Here is an 18,975-nt window from a genome sequence, read left to right on the forward strand (position 1 = left end):
ACATAATTCGCGTGTTACATCAAGTTACATCTCACGAAACGAATTCCATAAGGCGCAGGCGCCGTTAACGTTTTGATGCTATCCGGGCGGTGATGTCAGGAGAACAGTGCCGCCAGATCGTCCTGACTGAAACTGGAGGGTTCACTCAGCTCGTCGTCGAGGATCTCTCCGGCCAGCTCGGCTTTTTGCTGCTGCATCGCGACGATCTTCTCTTCAATGGTATCGGCCGCGATCAGCTTATACACAAAGACCGGTTTATCCTGCCCGAGGCGATAAGCGCGATCGGTGGCCTGATTTTCAGCCGCCGGGTTCCACCAGGGATCGTAGTGGATCACCGTGTCGGCCGCCGTCAGGTTCAGCCCAACTCCGCCCGCTTTAAGGCTGATCAGAAACACCGGGACTTCGCCCTGCTGAAAACGCCGTACCGGCTCAGTGCGATCGCGGGTGCTGCCCGTCAGGATGACATAAGGAATGCGCGCTTTCTGTAACTCTTCGGCGATGATGCCCAGCATGGTGGTGAACTGCGAGAAGATCAGGATGCGCCGATCTTCTGCCAGCAGGTCATGCAGCATCTCGCGCAGCAGCGCCAGCTTGGCAGAGTGTTTCACCCGCTCGGCGCGCGGATCGGACATCAGACGCGGATCGCAGCAGATTTGGCGCAGTTTTAGCAGGGCATCCAGCACCAGCAGATGGCTGCGTCCCGGCCCCTGCTGCTGCATCGCTAACTGTACGCGGTCCTGCATGGCGGCGCGCACCTGGTCATACAGTTCTCGTTGCGCACCGTCCAGCGGCACGCTGCGTACAATGGTATTTTTCGGCGGCAGCTCTTTGGCGACCTCCTGTTTACGGCGGCGCAGCATAAACGGCCGCACGCGCTTCGCCAGCAGCTCACGCCTGATTTTATCGCCATTGCGTTCCACCGGAATACGCCAGTTCTGGGTGAAGTCGCGTTCGCTGCCGAGGAAGCCCGGCAGCAGGAAATCAAACTGTGACCACAGCTCCCCGAGGTGATTTTCCAGCGGGGTTCCGGTCAGGCAGAGACGATGCCGCGTCTTCAGGGTGCGGATTACCGAGGCGGCGCGTGAGGCGCTGTTCTTCACATACTGCGCTTCATCGAGGATCAGCAGATGATAATAGTGCGCCACCAGCTGCGGCTGATCGCGCCACAGCAGTGAATAGGTGGTGATGACCACGTCGTACTGTTCCATCTGATCGTAAAAGTCTTTGCGCTGCGGCCCGGTCAGCGCCAGTACTCGCAGATCGGGGGCAAAGCGCCGTGCTTCACAGCACCAGTTATGGACCAGCGTGGTCGGCACCACGATCAGTGCAGGACGATCGAGGCGCCCGGCTTCTTTTTCCAGCAGCAGGTGGGCCAGCGTCTGAATCGTTTTCCCCAGCCCCATATCATCGGCCAGTATGCCCGCCAGCTGATGCTGACGCAGGAACTGCATCCAGTTCACGCCCTGCTGCTGATAATCGCGCAGGGTGGCCTGCAAGCCAACAGGCGGGGCAATGGCCTGTACACCGCTGTGCCCGTTCAATCGCTCTGCCAGCTGATGGACCGCGTTGTCACCGTCAAATATCCAGCGATTACGATCGCCGGACTCGCTGAGACGCCCGATGTCCCAGGCCGCCAGCCGCAGCGGTTGATGTGCACCAAACAGGTCAATCAGATTGCCCACCAGCGGCTTTAACTGACCCGCGCGGAACAGCAATCGCTGATTCTTATCGTCACGCAGCTCAATTTGTTCGTCATCATCGATCAGACGCAGATTGCCGGACATCCAGCGGCGGTCACGCTCAAACAGCTTCGCCAGCAGCGGCTCCAGGCGCACGCGTCGGCGGCCAATTTTCATCGCCAGCTCAAGATCGAACCAGCCGTCCTCGCCCTGTACTGCGCGCCCTTCAATCGCATCAACGTCAGAGACGTTCCAGGTAAAATCATCATCCATGCTGATGCGCCAGCCGCGTTTGCGCAGCGCCGGCAGGCCTTTTTTAATCAAATCACGCCACTGCGGCGGCGATGCCGGGGCGAAGATCGCCGGGGGCAACGGAGCAGGCGTATAAATATGCCCGGCGGGGATGGCATTCAGCCCGACCGTGTCGATCTGCGCCAGCCAGGACTGCTCCTCTTCCGTATGGCGCTGAACGTGGTAACGCAGGCCATTTCGATCGGTAAAGTTCTCCGCCCGGCTTCCTGCATCAACGTTCACGCCTGCGTAGTCAAAACTGACGGAGGCAAAATCGAGGCGCTTCTGGCGATGACCATAGTGACCATAGCCGCTGATAAATTTGGCACGTGATTGCAGTTGCAGCACCGGGACAGGCACTGCCTCAATGGTTTTGAGGACCACTGCCGCTGTTGGCTGGCGGGGTTGCAGGTTCGCCAGCATCAGCGCCGCGACATGCTTACAGTTATTTTTTACAGCACAGCTGCACTCCCCGCTGGCCAGCAACCTGCCCTGGGGACGACTGAAATGCACGATCACGCTGAAAGGTTCCGCTTTACGTCCCGGCACCTCGCCGGTCAGCAAATTATTTTGCCACTGCAGATTCTGTACGCTGGCGACCAGATCGCGCGCCCGGGCCACGGTACGTGCACCGAGCCAGCGAATGACCTGTTTTTCGTTATAAGCGACAGACGACATCAGACAGTATCCCTGAGAGACCAGAGCAAAATGGATTTCGCTCTATGGCAACCGGCAATAGTAGTGATTCCTTTGGGTTGAATGCAACCGCCACAGCACACCTTGATGGCAAAAAATAGCGTATAACCACACAAAACCTTAACCGACGTTGACCATCGCTTATCTTTGCTACGCTGCTGTCAGATCTTTGCCTCAGGTCAATAAAACGGCGTTTAAATCTGATCGCAACACTATATATAGCGTTTACTATAGCCACTCAAACCCACATATAGATTTTCTTCATTCAGGAGAGCAGCGGTGGCAACTCAGGTAATCAAGCGGGACGGCTGTCAGGTCGCCTTCGATCCAGCGCGTATTGAGGCGGCAATCCGTGCCGCTGCACAGGCTGCGAAAATTGACGATGACGACTACTGCGCCACTGCCGCCAGCCAGATTAGCGCTCAGCTCACCGCCCGCCCGAGCGTGGATATCGCAGAGGTTCAACGCGCGGTTGAGAACCAACTGATGGCAGGCCGTTACCCGCAGCTGGCACGCAGCTATATTGAATACCGCCACGATCGCGACGTAGCACGCGAGCTGCGCGGTCGGTTGAACCATGAAATTCGCGGTCTGATTGAACAGAGCAACCCGGCACTGCTGAATGAAAATGCCAACAAAGACAGCAAAGTGATCCCGACCCAGCGCGATCTGCTGGCCGGCATCGTCGCTAAACACTATGCCCGTCAGCATATGCTGCCGCGCGATGTGGTCAGTGCGCATGAACGCGGTGAGATCCACTATCATGACCTCGACTATTCGCCGTTCTTCCCGATGTTTAACTGTATGCTGATTGACCTGCGCGGCATGCTGACCCATGGCTTCAAAATGGGGAATGCCGAGATCGAACCGCCAAAGTCGATCTCCACCGCGACCGCCGTTACCGCACAGATTATCGCCCAGGTGGCCAGCCATATTTACGGCGGCACCACCATTAACCGCATTGATGAGGTGCTGGCCCCGTTTGTGGAAGCCAGCCTGGTGAAACATCGTGCCACTGCGCAGCAATGGCAGGTGGCGGATGTCGAAGCCTATGCCCAGACACGCACCGAGAAAGAGTGCTACGACGCGTTCCAGTCACTGGAATATGAAGTGAATACACTGCATACCGCTAACGGCCAGACGCCGTTTGTCACCTTTGGGTTTGGCCTTGGCACCAGCTGGGCGGCGCGCCTGGTCCAGCAGTCGATTCTGCGGAACCGCATTGCCGGGCTGGGGAAAAATCATAACACGGCGGTGTTCCCGAAACTGGTTTTTGCTATCAAAGCCGGGCTAAATCAGGCCGCTGGCGAGCCCAACTACGATATCAAACAGCTGGCGCTGGAGTGCGCCAGCAAACGCATGTATCCGGATATTCTCAATTACGATCAGGTGGTCAAGGTCACAGGATCGTTTAAAACCCCTATGGGCTGCCGCAGCTTCCTGGGCGTGTATGAAGAGAACGGCGAGCCGATCCACGATGGCCGTAACAATATCGGCGTGATCAGCCTTAACCTGCCGCGTATTGCGCTGGAGGCACAGGGTGATGAGAGCCGCTTCTGGACGCTGCTCGACCAGCGTCTGTTGCTGGCGAAGAAAGCCCTGATGACACGCATCGCCCGGCTGGAAAATGTGAAGGCCCGCGTGGCCCCCATCCTCTATATGGAGGGTGCGTGCGGAGTGCGCCTGAAAGCCGATGATCCGGTGGCACCTATCTTCCGTCACGGCAGAGCCTCCATTTCTCTGGGCTATATTGGCATTCATGAAACGCTGAATGCCCTGAGCGGCGGCAGTGTACATCCTTATGATGATGCGCAACTGCGCGCCAAAGGGCTGGAGATTGTTGCCCGACTGCGCGCCGCCGTCGAGGCATGGAAAGAGGAAACGGACTACGGCTTTAGTCTGTACAGTACGCCCAGTGAGAACCTGTGCGACCGTTTCTGTCGCCTCGATGCCGCCGAGTTCGGCGTGGTGCCGGGCGTCACCGATAAAGGCTATTACACCAACAGCTTCCACCTCGACGTGGAGAAGAAGGTCAATCCGTACGATAAAATCGACTTCGAAGCCGGTTATCCACCGTTAGCGAACGGCGGTTTTATCTGTTACGGCGAATACCCTAACATTCAGCACAACCTTAAGGCGCTGGAAGACGTCTGGGATTACAGCTACAGCCGGGTGCCTTACTACGGCACCAATACGCCTATCGACGAGTGCTATGAGTGCGGTTTTACCGGCGAGTTTGAGTGCACCAGTAAAGGCTTTACCTGCCCGAAATGCGGTAACCATGACAGCACCCGCGTCTCGGTGACGCGGCGGGTGTGCGGCTATCTCGGCAGTCCTGATGCCCGTCCGTTTAACGCCGGGAAGCAGGAGGAGGTTAAACGTCGGGTGAAGCACCTGGGTAACGGTCAGCTGGGGTGAACATCCATCAGTACTACCCGGTGGATATCGTTAACGGTCCCGGCACGCGCTGCACGCTGTTTGTCTCCGGCTGCGTGCATGAATGCCCCGGTTGTTATAACAAAAGCACCTGGCGGCTGAACTCCGGGTTGCCGTTCACCCTTCAAATGGAAGAGCAGCTGATTGCCGACCTCAACGATACACGTATTCCGCGCCAGGGGTTGTCGCTGTCAGGCGGCGATCCGCTGCATCCGGCCAATCTGGCGGATGTCGGACGGCTGTTGCGGCGAGTGCAGCGTGAGTGTGCTGGCAAAGATATCTGGATGTGGACAGGTTACCGCCTGGAGGAACTGAGCACAGAGCAGCAGCAGGTGGTCACCAGCGTGAATGTGCTGATCGACGGGAAGTTTATTCAGGCACTCAAAGACCCGGCGCTGCTGTGGCGCGGCAGCAGCAACCAGGTGATCCATAATTTACGTTGAGATCAGTAGGTCATGCAGGCGGCGTTCAATATCCCCACGCCGGTAGACACCCCACCGAGGAACAGCCCCGCAGACAGGTGATTATCCTCAATGCGGCGGCTGATATCCGACATAAACAGGCGCACTGCGGTAAATACCAGCAGCTGCACAACCAGCGCCACTGCACCCCAGACCAGATAATCCAGCAGGTTAACGGAGTTAATGGCCACGCTGGCCAGCGGAATAATGTAACCCAGCAGTGCCCCGATGAACCCTGAAGTCGCCGCCAGATTATTCTCTTTAATCAGACGCCATTCGTTGTGCGGTGTAATGCGGGTATAGATAAACAGAAAGATCAGTACCAGCGCGCCGCTGGTTAAAAAATAAGAAGCAAAAGCGAGTAAGGAGTGCAGCGTGGCCATGAGATCGTCCTGAAAAGTGGGAGCTTAATGGGGAATTATCATAGGGTGCGGTATACATAAACACCAGCGACCTGCGTCTTCTTTACCTTTGTGTGCCCTATGTTCCCTTCTAAAATCATCCACCTGTGCCCCTCGCTGTGCCCCTGAATTTGCTTTTCAGCACCAGTGAACCACACTTACTGCGCATTTAAATGAAACTCACAGGAGGAAATATGAGCAAGAAAATTGCGGTGCTGATTACCGATGAATTTGAAGACTCAGAATTTACTTCTCCCGCAGAGGCGTATAAAAAAGCCGGCCACCAGGTCATTACCATTGACAGTGAAGCGGGTAAAACTATTACTGGTAAGCAGGGTAAAGCCAGCCTGAAGGTCGATAAAAATATCGATGATGTCCATCCGGCCGAGTTTGATGCGCTACTGCTGCCCGGCGGCCACTCCCCGGACACGCTGCGCGGCGATGACCGTTTTGTCGCCTTCACCAAAGCCTTTGTTGCACTGGGCAAACCTGTCTTCGCTATCTGTCACGGGCAACAGCTGCTGATCAGTGCCAATGCCGTACGCGGTCGCAAAATGACCACGGTGAAACCGGTGGTGATTGATTTGAAAAATGCCGGTGCTGATTTCTACGATGAAGAGGTCGTGGTCGATAACGACAGGCTGGTCACCAGCCGCACGCCGGACGATCTCCCCGCTTTTAACCGCGAATCGCTGCGTATTCTTAACGCCGCATGATGCTTCGGGCCAGCTCCGGCTGGCCCTTGCTGCCCCCCTGCCTCTCCCTCTCTGCCAACATATACGCTAAAGTAGCCGTACTGTTTTTTATCTGAGAAACCCTATGAGCGCGGCTGCACCCGGGGACTGGCGACTGTATATTCTGCGAACCGCTAAAGGAATGCTGTACACCGGCATCACCAATGACGTGGCCAGGCGTTTTGCCCAGCACCAGAGTGGTAAAGGCGCAAAAGCATTGCGCGGTAAAGGACCGCTGGTGTTGGTATTTCACTGTGAGGCAGGGGATCGTTCGCTGGCGTCGAAGCTGGAATATCAGGTTAAGCAACTGAAAAAACCACAGAAGATCAGGCTGGTAGAACACCAGCCTGTATCACTTGTTCAATGGCTTGCTGCGCTCAGAAGCGATTAAAGGGCGCGGAGAACTCGATGCGGCCTTCAACGCCATCAAAGGCGTCATCCGCCAGCTTGTACACCTGAAACGCCGCTTCAGTGCCTTCCCAGCGGCAGTGCAGCTGGTGGCGTGCAGCCGGTTCAAAGCCATAAGGACCGTAGAAAGCGGGATCGCCCAACACCACAACGGCGGCATAGCCAAACTCATTCAACGTATCCAGCCCTTCGTAAATCAACTGTTTACCCACGCCCTGCCTGCGAACGCTTTCATCAACCGCCAGCGGCGCTAATCCTACCCACTGCCGATCTTCATCGTTGAGCGTGACCGGGCTGAAGGCCGCATAGCCCAGCACCTGGCCATCGTCATCTGTTGCAACGACACCGAGGGTTAATAGCCCATCTTCCCGCAGTTGCTGCACCAGTTCCGCTTCCGCAGAGGTTGGGAAGCTACGGCGCAGCAGGCTGTCGATGCTCGCCGCATCGATGCCAATTTCTGAACGAATTAACATGTGGCACCTGCGCGATCCGCCGGGGGAATCGCGTCCTCTTTCATTCCGGCCTCAATAAAATCAGCCAGTTGCATAAGCCCGATGCGTAGCGGCGCTGGCATGGCGTCCAGATCTATCGCATCCATCATATTTTTGACTTCCAGGCCCAGTTCCGTATCACCTTCAATCAGTAAACGGCGCTGGAAAAACAGAGTGTCCGGATCCTGCCTGCGGGCAGCGATCAGCGCCAGGTCATTGGCATTGCCGCGAAACCAGACATCAGCCTCCTCACGTTCAGCGACCCGAAGCTGCCCCTGTTCCAGCGTGACTGACCAACGGAGTTCAAGGTCCTTGACCTCAATCCCCAGCCAGCGCCCTTCAAGGAAGTCCAGCTCGCCTTCCGCCAGCGCCTGCTGAAACTGCCAGCGTAACAGTGCCTGTAATAGCGGCTTCTTCACTGCAAACGGGGTAAACCGCAGTGGGAAACGCAGTAATTGCGGCCCGTGACGGACACAGTGGCTGCGTAGCGGGTTCAACACCATTATCACTCCTTACGAATAAATTTCAGCTATTTTGCCACAGCAGCAAAAAGCGTCTGACGGCTGGATCAACAAAGTGTGCGAACTCTATGAGTTTTATCAGGGTACACGAACACCATCAATACGCCATTAGCTGCCTTAAATCAAAATTTGTCTCGGCCTTCCTCACTAAACTCTTCAACTCTTCTGATTAGTTGGATCGCTTCTTATGGAACTTCTCTGCCCGGCCGGAAATCTTCCGGCACTGAAGGCCGCCATCGAAAATGGTGCCGACGCGGTGTATATCGGCCTGAAAGATGAGACCAATGCCCGCCATTTTGCGGGATTGAATTTCACCGATAAACGCCTGCAGGAAGCCGCAAACTACGTGCATCAGCGTAAACGTAAACTCCATGTGGCCATTAACACCTTTGCCCATCCCGATGGCTACCAACGCTGGCAGCGTGCGGTGGATATGGCCGCAGATGCGGGTGCTGATGCCTTAATCCTGGCAGATATTGCCATGCTGGCGTATGCCGCAGATAAATATCCTCATATTGAACGCCATGTTTCGGTACAGGCGTCTGCCACAAATGCCGCTGCCGTACGCTTTTATCAGCGTAACTTTGATGTTGCACGCGTGGTATTGCCACGAGTGCTATCGATGCACCAGGTGCGCCAACTGGCGCGTGACACTACCGTTCCACTCGAGGTGTTCGCGTTTGGTAGCTTGTGCATTATGGCGGAAGGACGTTGTTATCTTTCGTCTTACCTGACCGGCGAGTCGCCCAATACCGTCGGTGCCTGTTCCCCCGCGCGCTTCGTTCGCTGGCAGCAAACCCAGGCAGGCCTGGAATCCCGTCTGAACGAAGTGCTGATTGATCGTTATGACAACGGAGAAAATGCCGGTTACCCCACGCTGTGCAAGGGTCGCTATAAGGTAGATGAGGCGCGCTATCATGCGCTGGAAGAACCCACCAGCCTGAACACGCTGGCACTCTTACCTGAGCTGATGGCAGCCAATATTGTCTCCGTCAAAATTGAGGGACGTCAGCGTAGCCCGGCCTATGTTGAACAGGTGGCGCGTATCTGGCGCCAGGCCATCGATCGCTGTAAAGCTGACCCGCAAAATTTCACCGCACAGCCGCAATGGATGGCGGCGCTGAGTGCGCTGAGTGAAGGCACTCAGACAACGCTCGGTGCTTATCACCGCCAGTGGCAGTAGGAGATATCATGAAATACTCACTGGGTCCGGTACTGTGGTACTGGCCAAAAGAAACGCTGAATGCCTTTTATCAGGCTGCCGCCAGCAGTCAGGCTGACGTCATCTACCTCGGCGAATCTGTTTGCAGCAAACGCCGTGCAACGAAAACCGCTGACTGGTTGAGTATGGCGAAGTCGCTGGCCTCCGCCGGTAAACAGGTCGTTCTGAGCACTCTGGCACTGGTGCAATCCCCTTCTGAACTGACGGAACTGAAGCGCTATGTCGATAACGGCGAGTTTCTCATTGAAGCTAATGATGTGGGTGCGGTGACGCTGGCAAATGAAGCGGGCGTGCCTTTTGTCGCCGGACCTGCGCTAAATGTGTATAACGCCGTTACGCTGCAACTGCTGCTGAAAATGGGTATGACCCGCTGGTGTATGCCGGTGGAACTGTCGCGCGACTGGCTGGTGCAATTACTGAAGCAGTGTGATGAGCTGGGCATTCGCCAGCAGTTTGAGGTCGAGGTGTTGAGTTACGGTTATCTGCCGCTGGCGTACTCTGCCCGCTGCTTTACTGCCCGCTCTGAAAATCGCAGCAAAGATGAATGCCAGACCTGCTGCATTGACTACCCGCAGGGGCGACGTGTTCGCACTCAGGAAGACCAGCAGGTGTTCGTCCTGAACGGGATCCAGACCATGAGCGGCAATTGCTATAACCTCGGCAATGACCTGATCTCAATGCAGGGGCTGGTCGACATTGTGCGTCTTTCGCCGCAGGATGCAGAAACGTTGTCGATGGTGGATCGGTTCCGCGCAAACGAAACAGGCCATCAGCCACTGATGATGGCACGCAGCAATGAGTGTAATGGCTACTGGCGCCGCGTTGCAGGGCTTGAGCTGGTCAGCTAAATAGCTGTTTCATTCTGGCAGATGATGGATAATACTTTGATTGGCTAGCAGCCTAACTATCCGCAGGCACTATTGTTTCGTCTGTTCTGTGCGCACTTTATTTCTTGAGTGCTGCAAACGGACAATAACAGGGACAACAGATCCCGTAGCCTGTCGTTTTTGCACATGGCGCAGTGTCGGCCGTTAGACAAAGTGAGCAACTATGCCTGATAAAAAAAATGTTCCTCTTTCCGTACTGGATCTTGCCCCTATCCCACAGGGGGCATCCGCACGCGATGCTTTTCATTCATCACTCTCTCTGGCACAGCAGTCAGAAAAACTTGGCTTTCATCGTTACTGGCTGGCCGAACACCATAATATGACCGGGATCGCCAGTGCAGCGACGTCGGTGCTGATAGGTTATCTGGCGGCAAATACGCAGACGCTGCGTTTAGGCTCTGGTGGTGTCATGCTGCCAAATCATGCACCGCTGGTGATTGCAGAACAGTTTGGTACGCTGGAGTCACTTTATCCTGGCCGTATCGATCTTGGTCTGGGGCGTGCGCCGGGTTCTGACCAGCGTACAATGCTGGCACTGCGCCGCCATATGGCGGGTCATGTCGATAACTTCCCCGCCGACGTAGCGGAGTTGATCCGCTGGTTTGATCATTCCGGTGACGAGATGCCGATTGTCCAGCCCGTTCCGGGAACCGGGCTGAAAATTCCCGTCTGGCTGCTCGGATCCAGCCTTTACAGTGCTCAACTGGCAGCACAGATGGGCTTGCCGTTCGCTTTCGCCTCCCATTTTGCCCCGGAAATGCTGTTACAGGCGCTGGATCTGTACCGTGACAACTTTAAGCCGTCAGCGCGGCTGGAGAAGCCGTACGCGATGGTGTGCGTTAACGTTGTCGCCGCCGACAGCGAACGTGATGCGCGCTTCCTGTTTACCTCCATGCAACAGCAGTTTATTAACCTGCGCCGTGGCAAGCCAGGCCCACTGCCAGCACCGGTGGAAAATATGGATAATTTGTGGTCACCGTCCGAGCAGTACGGCGTGCAGCAGGCGCTGAATATGTCGGTGGTCGGCGATAAAGAGAAGGTGCGTCAGGGGCTGGCCGCATTGATGCGCGAAACGCAGGCGGATGAGGTGATGGTTAACGGCCAGATCTTTGATCCCCAGGCTCGCCTCTACTCCTTCGAGCTGGCGATGCAGGCACGTAACGCCTTGTAGATTCTGAGGGCGAGGCGTGCCTCGCCACTACATGATCAGAGATGGATGGCACAAATCGCAGATATAAAAAAACCAGCCCGAAGGCTGGTTTTTTATTGGGCATCAGTGATTACGCATCACGACGACGGGTAGGTGCTGCGCCGCCTTCAGTGCGTGGACCACGGCTGGTGCCACCTGGACGACGTTCGCCGCCACGGTCATTGCTGAAACGACGACCGCCTTCAGCACCACCGCGTGGAGCGCCGCCTTCACGACCTGCGCCAGAGCCGAAGCCACCACGTGCAGGGCCGCCTGGACGACGTTCGCCGCCACGGTCATTGCTGCGTGGCTGTGCATCACCAATCAGCTGCATATTCATGGGTTTGTTCAGAATACGCGTACGAGTGAAGTGTGACAGAACTTCGCCCGGCATGCCTTTTGGCAGTTCGATAGTAGAGTGAGTACCGAACAGCTTGATGTTACCGATGTAACGGCTGCTGATATCGCCTTCGTTAGCGATAGCGCCAACGATGTGACGAACTTCAACACCATCATCACGGCCCACTTCAATGCGGTACACTTCCATATCGCCAACATCACGACGTTCACGACGCGGCGCATCACCACGTGCTTCACCACTGCGTGCTTCGCGTGGTTCACGTGGACCACGGTCCGGACGGTCACCACGGCGATTGTCACGGCTGTCATCACGGTCACGGAACTGGCTGCGTGGACGCTGTGGTGCATCAGCTGGAACGATCAGTGGACGTTCGCCCTGAGCCATTTTCAGCAGTGCGGCGGCCAGTGTTTCGATATCCAGCTCTTCTTCTGGCTGCATTTTAGCCAGCAGAGCACGGTACTGCTCCAGATCGCTGCTTTCCAGCTGCTGCTGAACTTTAGCAGCAAACTTAGCCAGACGACGCTCACCCAGCAGTTCTGCATTTGGCAGTTCTACTTCTGGAATAGTCAGCTTCATGGTGCGTTCGATGTTACGCAGCAGGCGACGCTCACGGTTCTCAACGAACAGCAGAGCACGGCCAGCACGACCCGCACGACCGGTACGGCCGATACGGTGAACGTAAGATTCTGCGTCCATCGGGATGTCATAGTTAACAACCAGGCTGATACGCTCAACGTCCAGACCACGGGCAGCAACGTCAGTCGCGATCAGGATGTCCAGACGACCATCTTTCAGACGCTCCAGCGTCTGCTCACGCAGTGCCTGGTTCATGTCACCATTCAGTGCAGCACTGTTGTAACCGCTACGCTCCAGCGCTTCAGCCACTTCCAGCGTAGCGCTTTTGGTACGCACGAAGATGATTGCAGCATCAAAGTCTTCAGATTCCAGGAAACGAGTCAGTGCATCAGTTTTACGGCCATAGGCAGTCCAGTAGCTCTGGCTGATATCAGGACGTGTCGTCATGCTTGACTGGATACGCACTTCCTGCGGATCTTTCATGAAGCGTTTGGTAATGCGGCGAATCGCTTCTGGCATGGTAGCAGAGAACAGAGCAGTCTGATGATTGTCTGGGATCTGAGCCATGATAGTTTCAACGTCTTCGATGAAGCCCATACGCAGCATTTCATCGGCTTCGTCCAGCACCAGACCGCGCAGGTTAGACAGGTCTAACGTGCCGCGTTTCAGGTGGTCAAGCAAACGGCCAGGTGTACCCACAACAACCTGTGGTCCCTGACGCAGAGCACGCAGCTGCACGTCGTAACGCTGGCCGCCGTAAAGGGCCACCACGTTCAGACCGCGCATGTGTTTGGCGAATTCGGTCATCGCTTCAGCAACCTGAACCGCCAGTTCGCGGGTCGGTGCCAGCACCAGAATCTGTGGCGCTTTAACGGTAGGGTCAATGTTGTGTAATAAAGGCAGCGAGAATGCTGCAGTTTTGCCACTGCCGGTCTGTGCCATACCCAGAACATCACGGCCAGCCAGCAGATGAGGAATACACTCAAGCTGGATTGGAGATGGCTTAACGTAGCCCATGCCGGTCAGTGATTCGAGGAGGTCGGCGTTCAGGCCAAGGTCAGCAAAAGTAGTTTGGATATCAGTCATGTAGTACACGTGCCTCTTAGATTGCGGCGGCCAGTCTACATAACTCGTCGTGAAAATTTTCAGTCATTTTAATCAAAAAGTGTGAACCGGCTCAAATTAGTGGTTTCGACGAACAAAAAGGCCCTCATCCGCTAAGATGATGACTTTTCGAAAATTCGGGCAATAAAAGTTCGTCAGCTATTGCTGGTCAGATTCTGATAAATCGTCTTGTGTCTGGCCGAGTAGCGCCAGCTCCAACAATGCATATCGATGCTCAACAAAGTTGTGAACGTTGTTGGCGACCGTCAGCTTGAACAACGCTTGAGCGTTGTCCTTCTCCCCCAGACTTAGGTAGTACTTACCTAAATAGAAGTTGGTTTCACTGAGATGTTCAGCGAGCGAGGTGTTATCCGTTGCGTCCGCCTGGAGCCGTTCAGTCAGCGTTTTTTCGCTGATATCGCCCAGGTAGAACTCGACAATATTCCATCCCCATTGTTCCTTCACCGCTTTTTCGTAACGCTGCTTGAGCGAAACTTTTGCCTGGTCTGCGTTGATCTCACGTTCAGTAAGATACAGCCACAGGCTACGGAAGGGATCGTTAGGATCGTCTTGATAAAACGCCAGCAGATCATCTTGCGCCAGTTTAAATCTTCCGCCGTAATAGAGAGCGATACCTCGATTTAAACGCGCATAATTGTAAGTTGGATCAAGCTCAAGTACAGAATCGAACGCTTCATAGGCAGCATCAAAATTGCCTGCCTGCGTTAAATATATGCCTAAGTAATTGAATACTTCGGGCATATCTGGTCGGATAGACAGCGCTTGTGAAAAATCATTTCGCGCCAGTGCTCTCAGACCGAGACTATCATACAACACTCCGCGCTCATATAACAGCTGTGCGCGTTCATCATCGGTCAATGACCGACTGGCAAGTATTTGTTCCATACGAGCGAGAATGACTTCCTGTTGCAGCGTAGGCTGCAATGGAACTGCCAAAACTTCGTTCTTACGCCAATCGGTGTTGCTGCATCCTGCCAGCGTCAAAGCTGTCGCAACAATACACCAGCGCAAAAATGGCTTCATTTACCACTCCCGAAAACAAACATAGGGACGAGCATCCTGTCATCCGCCTGCCGTTCACAAGGCCATCCCGCCCTCGCGTTATAACAATCCTCCGCATCCGAAGATGCAGAGGACTCAATGGTAATGCTTTTATTCTGCTTCAGGTGCTGGTGCTGCAGGAGCTTCAGCTTCAGGCTGTGCCTGTTCGCTGGCTTCTTTGATGCTCAGGCGTACGCGACCCTGACGGTCAACTTCCAGTACTTTCACTGGCACTTCCTGGCCCATCTGCAGGTAGTCAGTCACTTTCTCTACACGCTTATCAGCGATCTGAGAAATGTGAACCAGACCTTCTTTACCACCACCGATAGCGACGAAGGCACCGAAATCAACGATGCGGGTCACTTTACCGTTGTAGATACGGCCCACTTCGATTTCTGCGGTGATTTCTTCGATACGACGGATAGCAAATTTCGCTTTCTCACCGTCGGTCGCTGCGATTTTAACGGTACCATCATCTTCGATTTCAATGGTGGTGCCAGTTTCTTCGGTCAGCGCACGGATAACAGAACCACCTTTACCGATCACGTCTTTAATCTTATCAACGCTGATCTTGATGGTGTGAATACGTGGTGCAAACTGAGAGATATCGCCACGCGGAGTGCTGATAGCCTGTTCCATCACGCTCAGGATATGCAGACGCGCACCCTTAGCCTGGTTCAGTGCTTCCTGCATGATTTCGCGGGTGATACCTTCAATTTTAATGTCCATCTGCAGCGCGGTGATACCTTCACGGCTACCGGCTACTTTGAAGTCCATGTCGCCCAGGTGATCTTCGTCGCCCAGAATGTCAGACAGAACAACAAAGTTGTCGTTGTCTTTTACCAGACCCATCGCGATACCGGCTACGGCCGCTTTGATGGGTACACCAGCATCCATCAGTGCCAGAGAAGCACCACACACGGACGCCATTGAAGACGAGCCGTTAGATTCGGTGATTTCAGACACAACGCGTACGGTGTACGGGAACGCATCGCCTTTTGGCATCACTGCCAGCACACCGCGTTTCGCCAGACGACCGTGACCAATTTCACGACGCTTAGGCGAACCGACCATACCGGTTTCACCGACAGAGTACGGAGGGAAGTTGTAGTGGAACAGGAAGTTGTCAGTACGCTCGCCCATCAGTTCGTCAAGGTTCTGCGCATCACGGGCAGTACCCAGCGTTGCGGTAACCAGTGCCTGAGTCTCACCACGGGTGAACAGTGCTGAACCATGAGTACGTGGCAGAACGCCGGTACGCACATCCAGACCACGGATCATGTCTTTTTCACGGCCATCGATACGTGGCTCACCGCGCAGAATGCGGCTACGCACAACGTTCTTCTCCAGCGTGTGCAGGATGTCGCTGATTTCGCCAGCGTCCAGGGTCTCTTCTTCCGCCAGCAGTGCTGCTGTGGTCTCAGATTTGATCACGCCAACCTGGTTGTAACGTTCCTGTTTTTCAGTGATGCGGTACGCATCGCTCAAACGAGCTTCAGCCAGTGCAGCAATACGCGCGTGTAACGCTTCGTTGACAGCTTCTGGCGTCCAGTCCCAACGTGGTTTGCCTGCTTCAGCGACCAGTTCGTTGATGGTGTCGATAACGATCTGCTGCTGGTCGTGGCCAAACACCACCGCACCCAGCATCTGATCTTCACTTAACAGCTCAGCTTCAGACTCAACCATCAGCACTGCGCCTTTCGTACCGGCAACCACCAGGTCCAGCTTGCTCTCTTTGAGTTCGTCGGTGGTTGGGTTCAGTACGTACTGATCATTCAGGTAACCGACGCGTGCCGCACCGATTGGACCGTTGAATGGCAGGCCAGACAGCGCCAGAGCAGCAGAAGCACCGATAAGCGCAACGATGTCCGGGTTAACCTGTGGGTTAACAGAAACAACGGTCGCGATAACCTGCACTTCGTTTACGAAGCCTTCCGGGAACAGTGGGCGAAGCGGACGGTCAATCAGACGAGAGGTCAGTGTTTCGCCTTCGCTTGGACGGCCTTCGCGACGGAAGAAGCTGCCCGGGATACGACCAGCAGCATAAGTACGCTCCTGGTAGTTAACAGTCAGTGGGAAGAAGTCCTGACCTGGCTTAGGCGTTTTGCGGCCTACAACGGTGACGAACACTGCGGTGTCGTCCATGCTTACCATTACGGCTGCCGTTGCCTGGCGGGCCATCATACCGGTCTCAAGTGTGACGGTGTGCTGACCATACTGGAATTTTTTGACGATCGGATTCAGCAAAATTAGTTCCTTAACTTCAGGGCCGGTAGTTTTTTATACCGACCGTGGATTTCTAATCTTCATTCTTGCATCCTCGCGACTAATGACAACCCTGATCCCAGATGGGATAAAGCCTCTCATTAGCCGCGCGAACCTCTGCAACTGAAGATCACACTCACCAACAATACAATAGTTTGCGTTTAATTGCTGCCGCTTGCTTGAAAAAAGGGGCCATAAAGGCCCCTTTCCAGCGAAACTCGCACCAGGTTGTCCGATTACCCACTTTAGTGTTCAGATGTTCTGAAACCGTGGCGGGACAACCTGTAAGAATTAGCGACGCAGACCCAGACGTTCGATCAGGCTGGTGTAACGTGCAACATCTTTACGCTTCAGGTAATCCAGCAGCTTACGACGCTGGGAAACCATACGCAGCAGACCGCGACGGCTGTGGTGGTCTTTCTTGTGCTCAGAGAAGTGACCCTGCAGGTGACTAATCTGTGCGCTCAGCAATGCAACCTGAACTTCAGTAGAACCACTGTCATTTGCGCCACGACCGAAATCAGCAACGATCTGTGCTTTAGTTTCAACACTTAGAGACATGAGACAACTCCAAAAATTAAGATAAATGTACAGGCGCCGATCTCTAATTCAGCCACCCAGTGTAAAGCCGCGCCATTCTACTCTTAGCGCCAGACAAGCGCAAATTTACCCGTCATATTTCGAGCAGCAGATGCGTTGGCTACGCTCGCTCACCCCGGTCACATAGTACTCTATGCTCCCTGGGATTCACCAACTTGCCACCTTCCTGCAACCCGAACTATTTGGGTAATGCTAGTCGAAATATTCTACAACCAGCCGGCGTGGCGCCACACGCCCATCGTCAGCGATTTCCGCCATGCCGATAAATTTCTGATCGTCGCCTTCCGTCACGCGTACCAGCCCACTGGCGGGGGCACCCGCCGCCTGAACAGGCATACCTTGCTTGAAGTAAGCCGCTACCGAACTCAGCAGGTTCACTACCGGGTACTCGGCCGCAGGGCTGTCCATTGGCATCAACAGCGCGTCCAGCAGGTCAGCGGGAAGCTGTTCGCTACGGTGTGCTTCTTCCGTCAGCGCACTCAACTGCTCCAGCGTAACCATTTTTTCGATCGGATAGGTGGCAACCTGCAAACGGCGCAGATAAGTGACATGTGCGCCACAGCCAAGCTTTTCACCGAGATCGTCGATGATAGTGCGAATATACGTCCCTTTCGACACGTGGATTTCCAGCTCAAGTTCATTGCCTTCATGGCGAATAAACAACAGCTCGTACACCTGAATGCTGCGCGATTCACGCGGCACTTCAATGCCTTCACGGGCATATTCGTACAGCTTACGGCCCTGATATTTCAGTGCCGAATACATCGACGGGATCTGCTGCGTAACTCCGCGGAAACTTTCCAGCGCCTGTTCAAGTGCTTCTGCCGTAAACGCCACCGGACGCTCACTGACAATGACACCATCCGCATCCGACGTATCAGTGCGCTGCCCCAGGCGGGCTATCACACGGTAACGCTTATCAGATTCCAGCAGATACTGGGAGAATTTCGTCGCTTCCCCCAGACAAATCGGCAGCATGCCTGTCGCCAGTGGGTCCAGCGCACCAGTATGACCGGCACGATTGGCGTTATACAAACGTTTCACTTTCTGCAGTGCATCGTTGGAGGACAAGCCCGTAGGCTTATCCAGCAATAGCACACCGTGGATATCGCGACCGCGACGGCGAGGACGACTCATTACTCTGCTTTACCTTCTTCCTGATTTTCTTCTGCCGGACCGCGACGCTCTTCGTCATTTCTGACCACGTTAGTCACGAGGTTAGACATGCGCATCCCTTCAACCAGCGAGTTATCGTAGAAGAAGGTCAGTTCAGGCACGATACGCAGGCGCATCGCTTTGCCGAGCAGCGTACGGATATAGCCAGAAGCGTCACCGAGGGCGCGCAGGCCACCTTTGATTGCGGCTTCATCTTTGTCGTTCAGGAAGGTCACGAACACTTTGGCATAGGCCAGGTCACGCGACACATCAACACCTGAAACGGTGACCATCATGCCAAGACGTGGGTCTTTAATCTCACGCTGCAAAATGATAGCAATCTCTTTTTGCAGCTCTTGAGAAACGCGCTGAGGGCGACCAAATTCTTTCGCCATAATATTATCTCTCTATAAAGAATTGGGAGGCCAGAAGCCTC

18 protein-coding genes are annotated in these 18,975 nt (G+C 54.8%); 7 read left to right on the forward strand and 11 right to left on the reverse strand.

Features of this window, described 5'->3' with window-relative positions; translation table 11 throughout:
- Positions 1 to 95: 95 nt before the first annotated feature.
- Positions 96 to 2,648 (reverse strand): DEAD/DEAH box helicase, encoded by a 2,553-nt coding sequence (locus WH277_RS28035; protein WP_339507481.1) that lies wholly within the window; start codon positions 2,646 to 2,648, stop codon positions 96 to 98.
- A gap of 297 nt (positions 2,649 to 2,945) precedes the next feature.
- Here WH277_RS28035 and nrdD point away from each other — a divergent pair, with 297 nt between their 5' ends.
- Both nrdD and nrdG read left to right on the forward strand, forming a co-directional pair.
- The gene (gene nrdD / locus WH277_RS28040; protein WP_339507482.1) at positions 2,946 to 5,084 is read left to right on the forward strand and encodes an anaerobic ribonucleoside-triphosphate reductase; all 2,139 of its coding nucleotides are present in this window, start codon (positions 2,946 to 2,948) and stop codon (positions 5,082 to 5,084) included.
- On the forward strand, positions 5,081 to 5,545 hold the full coding sequence (nrdG, locus tag WH277_RS28045; RefSeq protein WP_133844012.1) for an anaerobic ribonucleoside-triphosphate reductase-activating protein: 465 nt from the start codon (positions 5,081 to 5,083) through the stop codon (positions 5,543 to 5,545). Before nrdD ends, nrdG begins: the two co-directional genes overlap by 4 nt.
- A 2-nt stretch (positions 5,546 to 5,547) precedes the next feature.
- Here nrdG and WH277_RS28050 read toward each other — a convergent pair whose 3' ends face one another.
- A complete protein-coding gene (locus WH277_RS28050; RefSeq protein WP_133844014.1) occupies positions 5,548 to 5,946 on the reverse strand; it encodes a DUF350 domain-containing protein in 399 nt (132 codons plus the stop codon).
- A gap of 212 nt (positions 5,947 to 6,158) precedes the next feature.
- Here WH277_RS28050 and WH277_RS28055 point away from each other — a divergent pair, with 212 nt between their 5' ends.
- Positions 6,159 to 6,680, forward strand: coding sequence for a type 1 glutamine amidotransferase domain-containing protein (locus tag WH277_RS28055; RefSeq protein ID WP_159337322.1), 522 nt, complete (start codon positions 6,159 to 6,161; stop codon positions 6,678 to 6,680).
- 103 nt (positions 6,681 to 6,783) lie between these two features.
- Entirely contained in the window at positions 6,784 to 7,089 is a 306-nt protein-coding gene (locus tag WH277_RS28060) for a GIY-YIG nuclease family protein (protein ID WP_133844018.1), read from the forward strand.
- Here the strand turns inward: WH277_RS28060 and WH277_RS28065 are convergent.
- Entirely contained in the window at positions 7,076 to 7,579 is a 504-nt protein-coding gene (locus tag WH277_RS28065) for a GNAT family N-acetyltransferase (protein WP_159337321.1), read from the reverse strand. The genes WH277_RS28060 and WH277_RS28065 overlap by 14 nt on opposite strands.
- Complete coding sequence (gene ubiT / locus WH277_RS28070) at positions 7,573 to 8,097, reverse strand: ubiquinone anaerobic biosynthesis accessory factor UbiT (RefSeq protein ID WP_133844242.1); 525 nt, start codon at positions 8,095 to 8,097, stop codon at positions 7,573 to 7,575. Before ubiT ends, WH277_RS28065 begins: the two co-directional genes overlap by 7 nt.
- Before the next feature lie 208 nt (positions 8,098 to 8,305).
- Here ubiT and ubiU point away from each other — a divergent pair, with 208 nt between their 5' ends.
- The 3 genes from ubiU to WH277_RS28085 all read left to right on the forward strand — a co-directional run bounded on the left by ubiU (position 8,306) and on the right by WH277_RS28085 (position 11,398).
- Positions 8,306 to 9,301 carry a ubiquinone anaerobic biosynthesis protein UbiU gene (gene ubiU, locus WH277_RS28075; RefSeq protein ID WP_133844022.1) on the forward strand — a complete coding sequence of 332 codons (996 nt, stop codon included), beginning with the start codon at positions 8,306 to 8,308 and terminating at the stop codon, positions 9,299 to 9,301.
- Positions 9,302 to 9,309: 8 nt separating this feature from the next.
- Positions 9,310 to 10,188 (forward strand): U32 family peptidase, encoded by an 879-nt coding sequence (locus tag WH277_RS28080; protein WP_133844024.1) that lies wholly within the window; start codon positions 9,310 to 9,312, stop codon positions 10,186 to 10,188.
- Between the two features lie 202 nt (positions 10,189 to 10,390).
- Complete coding sequence (locus WH277_RS28085) at positions 10,391 to 11,398, forward strand: luciferase-like monooxygenase (protein WP_133844026.1); 1,008 nt, start codon at positions 10,391 to 10,393, stop codon at positions 11,396 to 11,398.
- A 109-nt stretch (positions 11,399 to 11,507) separates the two neighbouring features.
- On the opposite strand, the gene WH277_RS28090 is transcribed toward WH277_RS28085, so the two are convergent.
- From WH277_RS28090 to rbfA, 7 genes are all read right to left on the reverse strand, one after another.
- Positions 11,508 to 13,439, reverse strand: a complete 1,932-nt coding sequence (locus WH277_RS28090) for a DEAD/DEAH family ATP-dependent RNA helicase (RefSeq protein ID WP_133844028.1) — start codon at positions 13,437 to 13,439, stop codon at positions 11,508 to 11,510.
- Between the two features lie 16 nt (positions 13,440 to 13,455).
- Positions 13,456 to 13,515 carry a protein YrbN gene (gene yrbN, locus WH277_RS28825; protein ID WP_445235344.1) on the reverse strand — a complete coding sequence of 20 codons (60 nt, stop codon included), beginning with the start codon at positions 13,513 to 13,515 and terminating at the stop codon, positions 13,456 to 13,458.
- 101 nt (positions 13,516 to 13,616) lie between these two features.
- Positions 13,617 to 14,501 (reverse strand): lipoprotein NlpI, encoded by an 885-nt coding sequence (nlpI, locus tag WH277_RS28095; RefSeq protein ID WP_133844030.1) that lies wholly within the window; start codon positions 14,499 to 14,501, stop codon positions 13,617 to 13,619.
- 129 nt (positions 14,502 to 14,630) lie between these two features.
- A complete protein-coding gene (gene pnp, locus WH277_RS28100) occupies positions 14,631 to 16,766 on the reverse strand; it encodes a polyribonucleotide nucleotidyltransferase (protein ID WP_133844032.1) in 2,136 nt (711 codons plus the stop codon).
- A gap of 309 nt (positions 16,767 to 17,075) precedes the next feature.
- Positions 17,076 to 17,345, reverse strand: a complete 270-nt coding sequence (rpsO, locus tag WH277_RS28105) for a 30S ribosomal protein S15 (protein ID WP_133844034.1) — start codon at positions 17,343 to 17,345, stop codon at positions 17,076 to 17,078.
- 231 nt (positions 17,346 to 17,576) lie between these two features.
- On the reverse strand, positions 17,577 to 18,521 hold the full coding sequence (truB, locus tag WH277_RS28110) for a tRNA pseudouridine(55) synthase TruB (protein WP_133844036.1): 945 nt from the start codon (positions 18,519 to 18,521) through the stop codon (positions 17,577 to 17,579).
- A complete protein-coding gene (gene rbfA / locus WH277_RS28115) occupies positions 18,521 to 18,934 on the reverse strand; it encodes a 30S ribosome-binding factor RbfA (protein WP_133844038.1) in 414 nt (137 codons plus the stop codon). The genes truB and rbfA overlap by 1 nt, the downstream gene beginning before the upstream one ends.
- Positions 18,935 to 18,975 lie beyond the last annotated feature (41 nt).

This window comes from Erwinia sp. MYb416 (assembly GCF_037479575.1).
In the GTDB taxonomy this organism is placed as follows: domain Bacteria; phylum Pseudomonadota; class Gammaproteobacteria; order Enterobacterales; family Enterobacteriaceae; genus Erwinia; species Erwinia rhapontici.

Coding starts and splice junctions, on each gene's coding strand:
- WH277_RS28035 (WP_339507481.1), bottom strand. CDS start 2,648: ATGTCGTCTGTCGCTTATAACGAAAAACAGGTCATTCGCTGGCTCGGT.
- WH277_RS28050 (WP_133844014.1), bottom strand. CDS start 5,946: ATGGCCACGCTGCACTCCTTACTCGCTTTTGCTTCTTATTTTTTAACC.
- WH277_RS28055 (WP_159337322.1), top strand. CDS start 6,159: ATGAGCAAGAAAATTGCGGTGCTGATTACCGATGAATTTGAAGACTCA.
- WH277_RS28060 (WP_133844018.1), top strand. CDS start 6,784: ATGAGCGCGGCTGCACCCGGGGACTGGCGACTGTATATTCTGCGAACC.
- WH277_RS28065 (WP_159337321.1), bottom strand. CDS start 7,579: ATGTTAATTCGTTCAGAAATTGGCATCGATGCGGCGAGCATCGACAGC.
- ubiU (WP_133844022.1), top strand. CDS start 8,306: ATGGAACTTCTCTGCCCGGCCGGAAATCTTCCGGCACTGAAGGCCGCC.
- WH277_RS28080 (WP_133844024.1), top strand. CDS start 9,310: ATGAAATACTCACTGGGTCCGGTACTGTGGTACTGGCCAAAAGAAACG.
- WH277_RS28085 (WP_133844026.1), top strand. CDS start 10,391: ATGCCTGATAAAAAAAATGTTCCTCTTTCCGTACTGGATCTTGCCCCT.
- WH277_RS28090 (WP_133844028.1), bottom strand. CDS start 13,439: ATGACTGATATCCAAACTACTTTTGCTGACCTTGGCCTGAACGCCGAC.
- nlpI (WP_133844030.1), bottom strand. CDS start 14,501: ATGAAGCCATTTTTGCGCTGGTGTATTGTTGCGACAGCTTTGACGCTG.
- rpsO (WP_133844034.1), bottom strand. CDS start 17,345: ATGTCTCTAAGTGTTGAAACTAAAGCACAGATCGTTGCTGATTTCGGT.
- truB (WP_133844036.1), bottom strand. CDS start 18,521: ATGAGTCGTCCTCGCCGTCGCGGTCGCGATATCCACGGTGTGCTATTG.
- rbfA (WP_133844038.1), bottom strand. CDS start 18,934: ATGGCGAAAGAATTTGGTCGCCCTCAGCGCGTTTCTCAAGAGCTGCAA.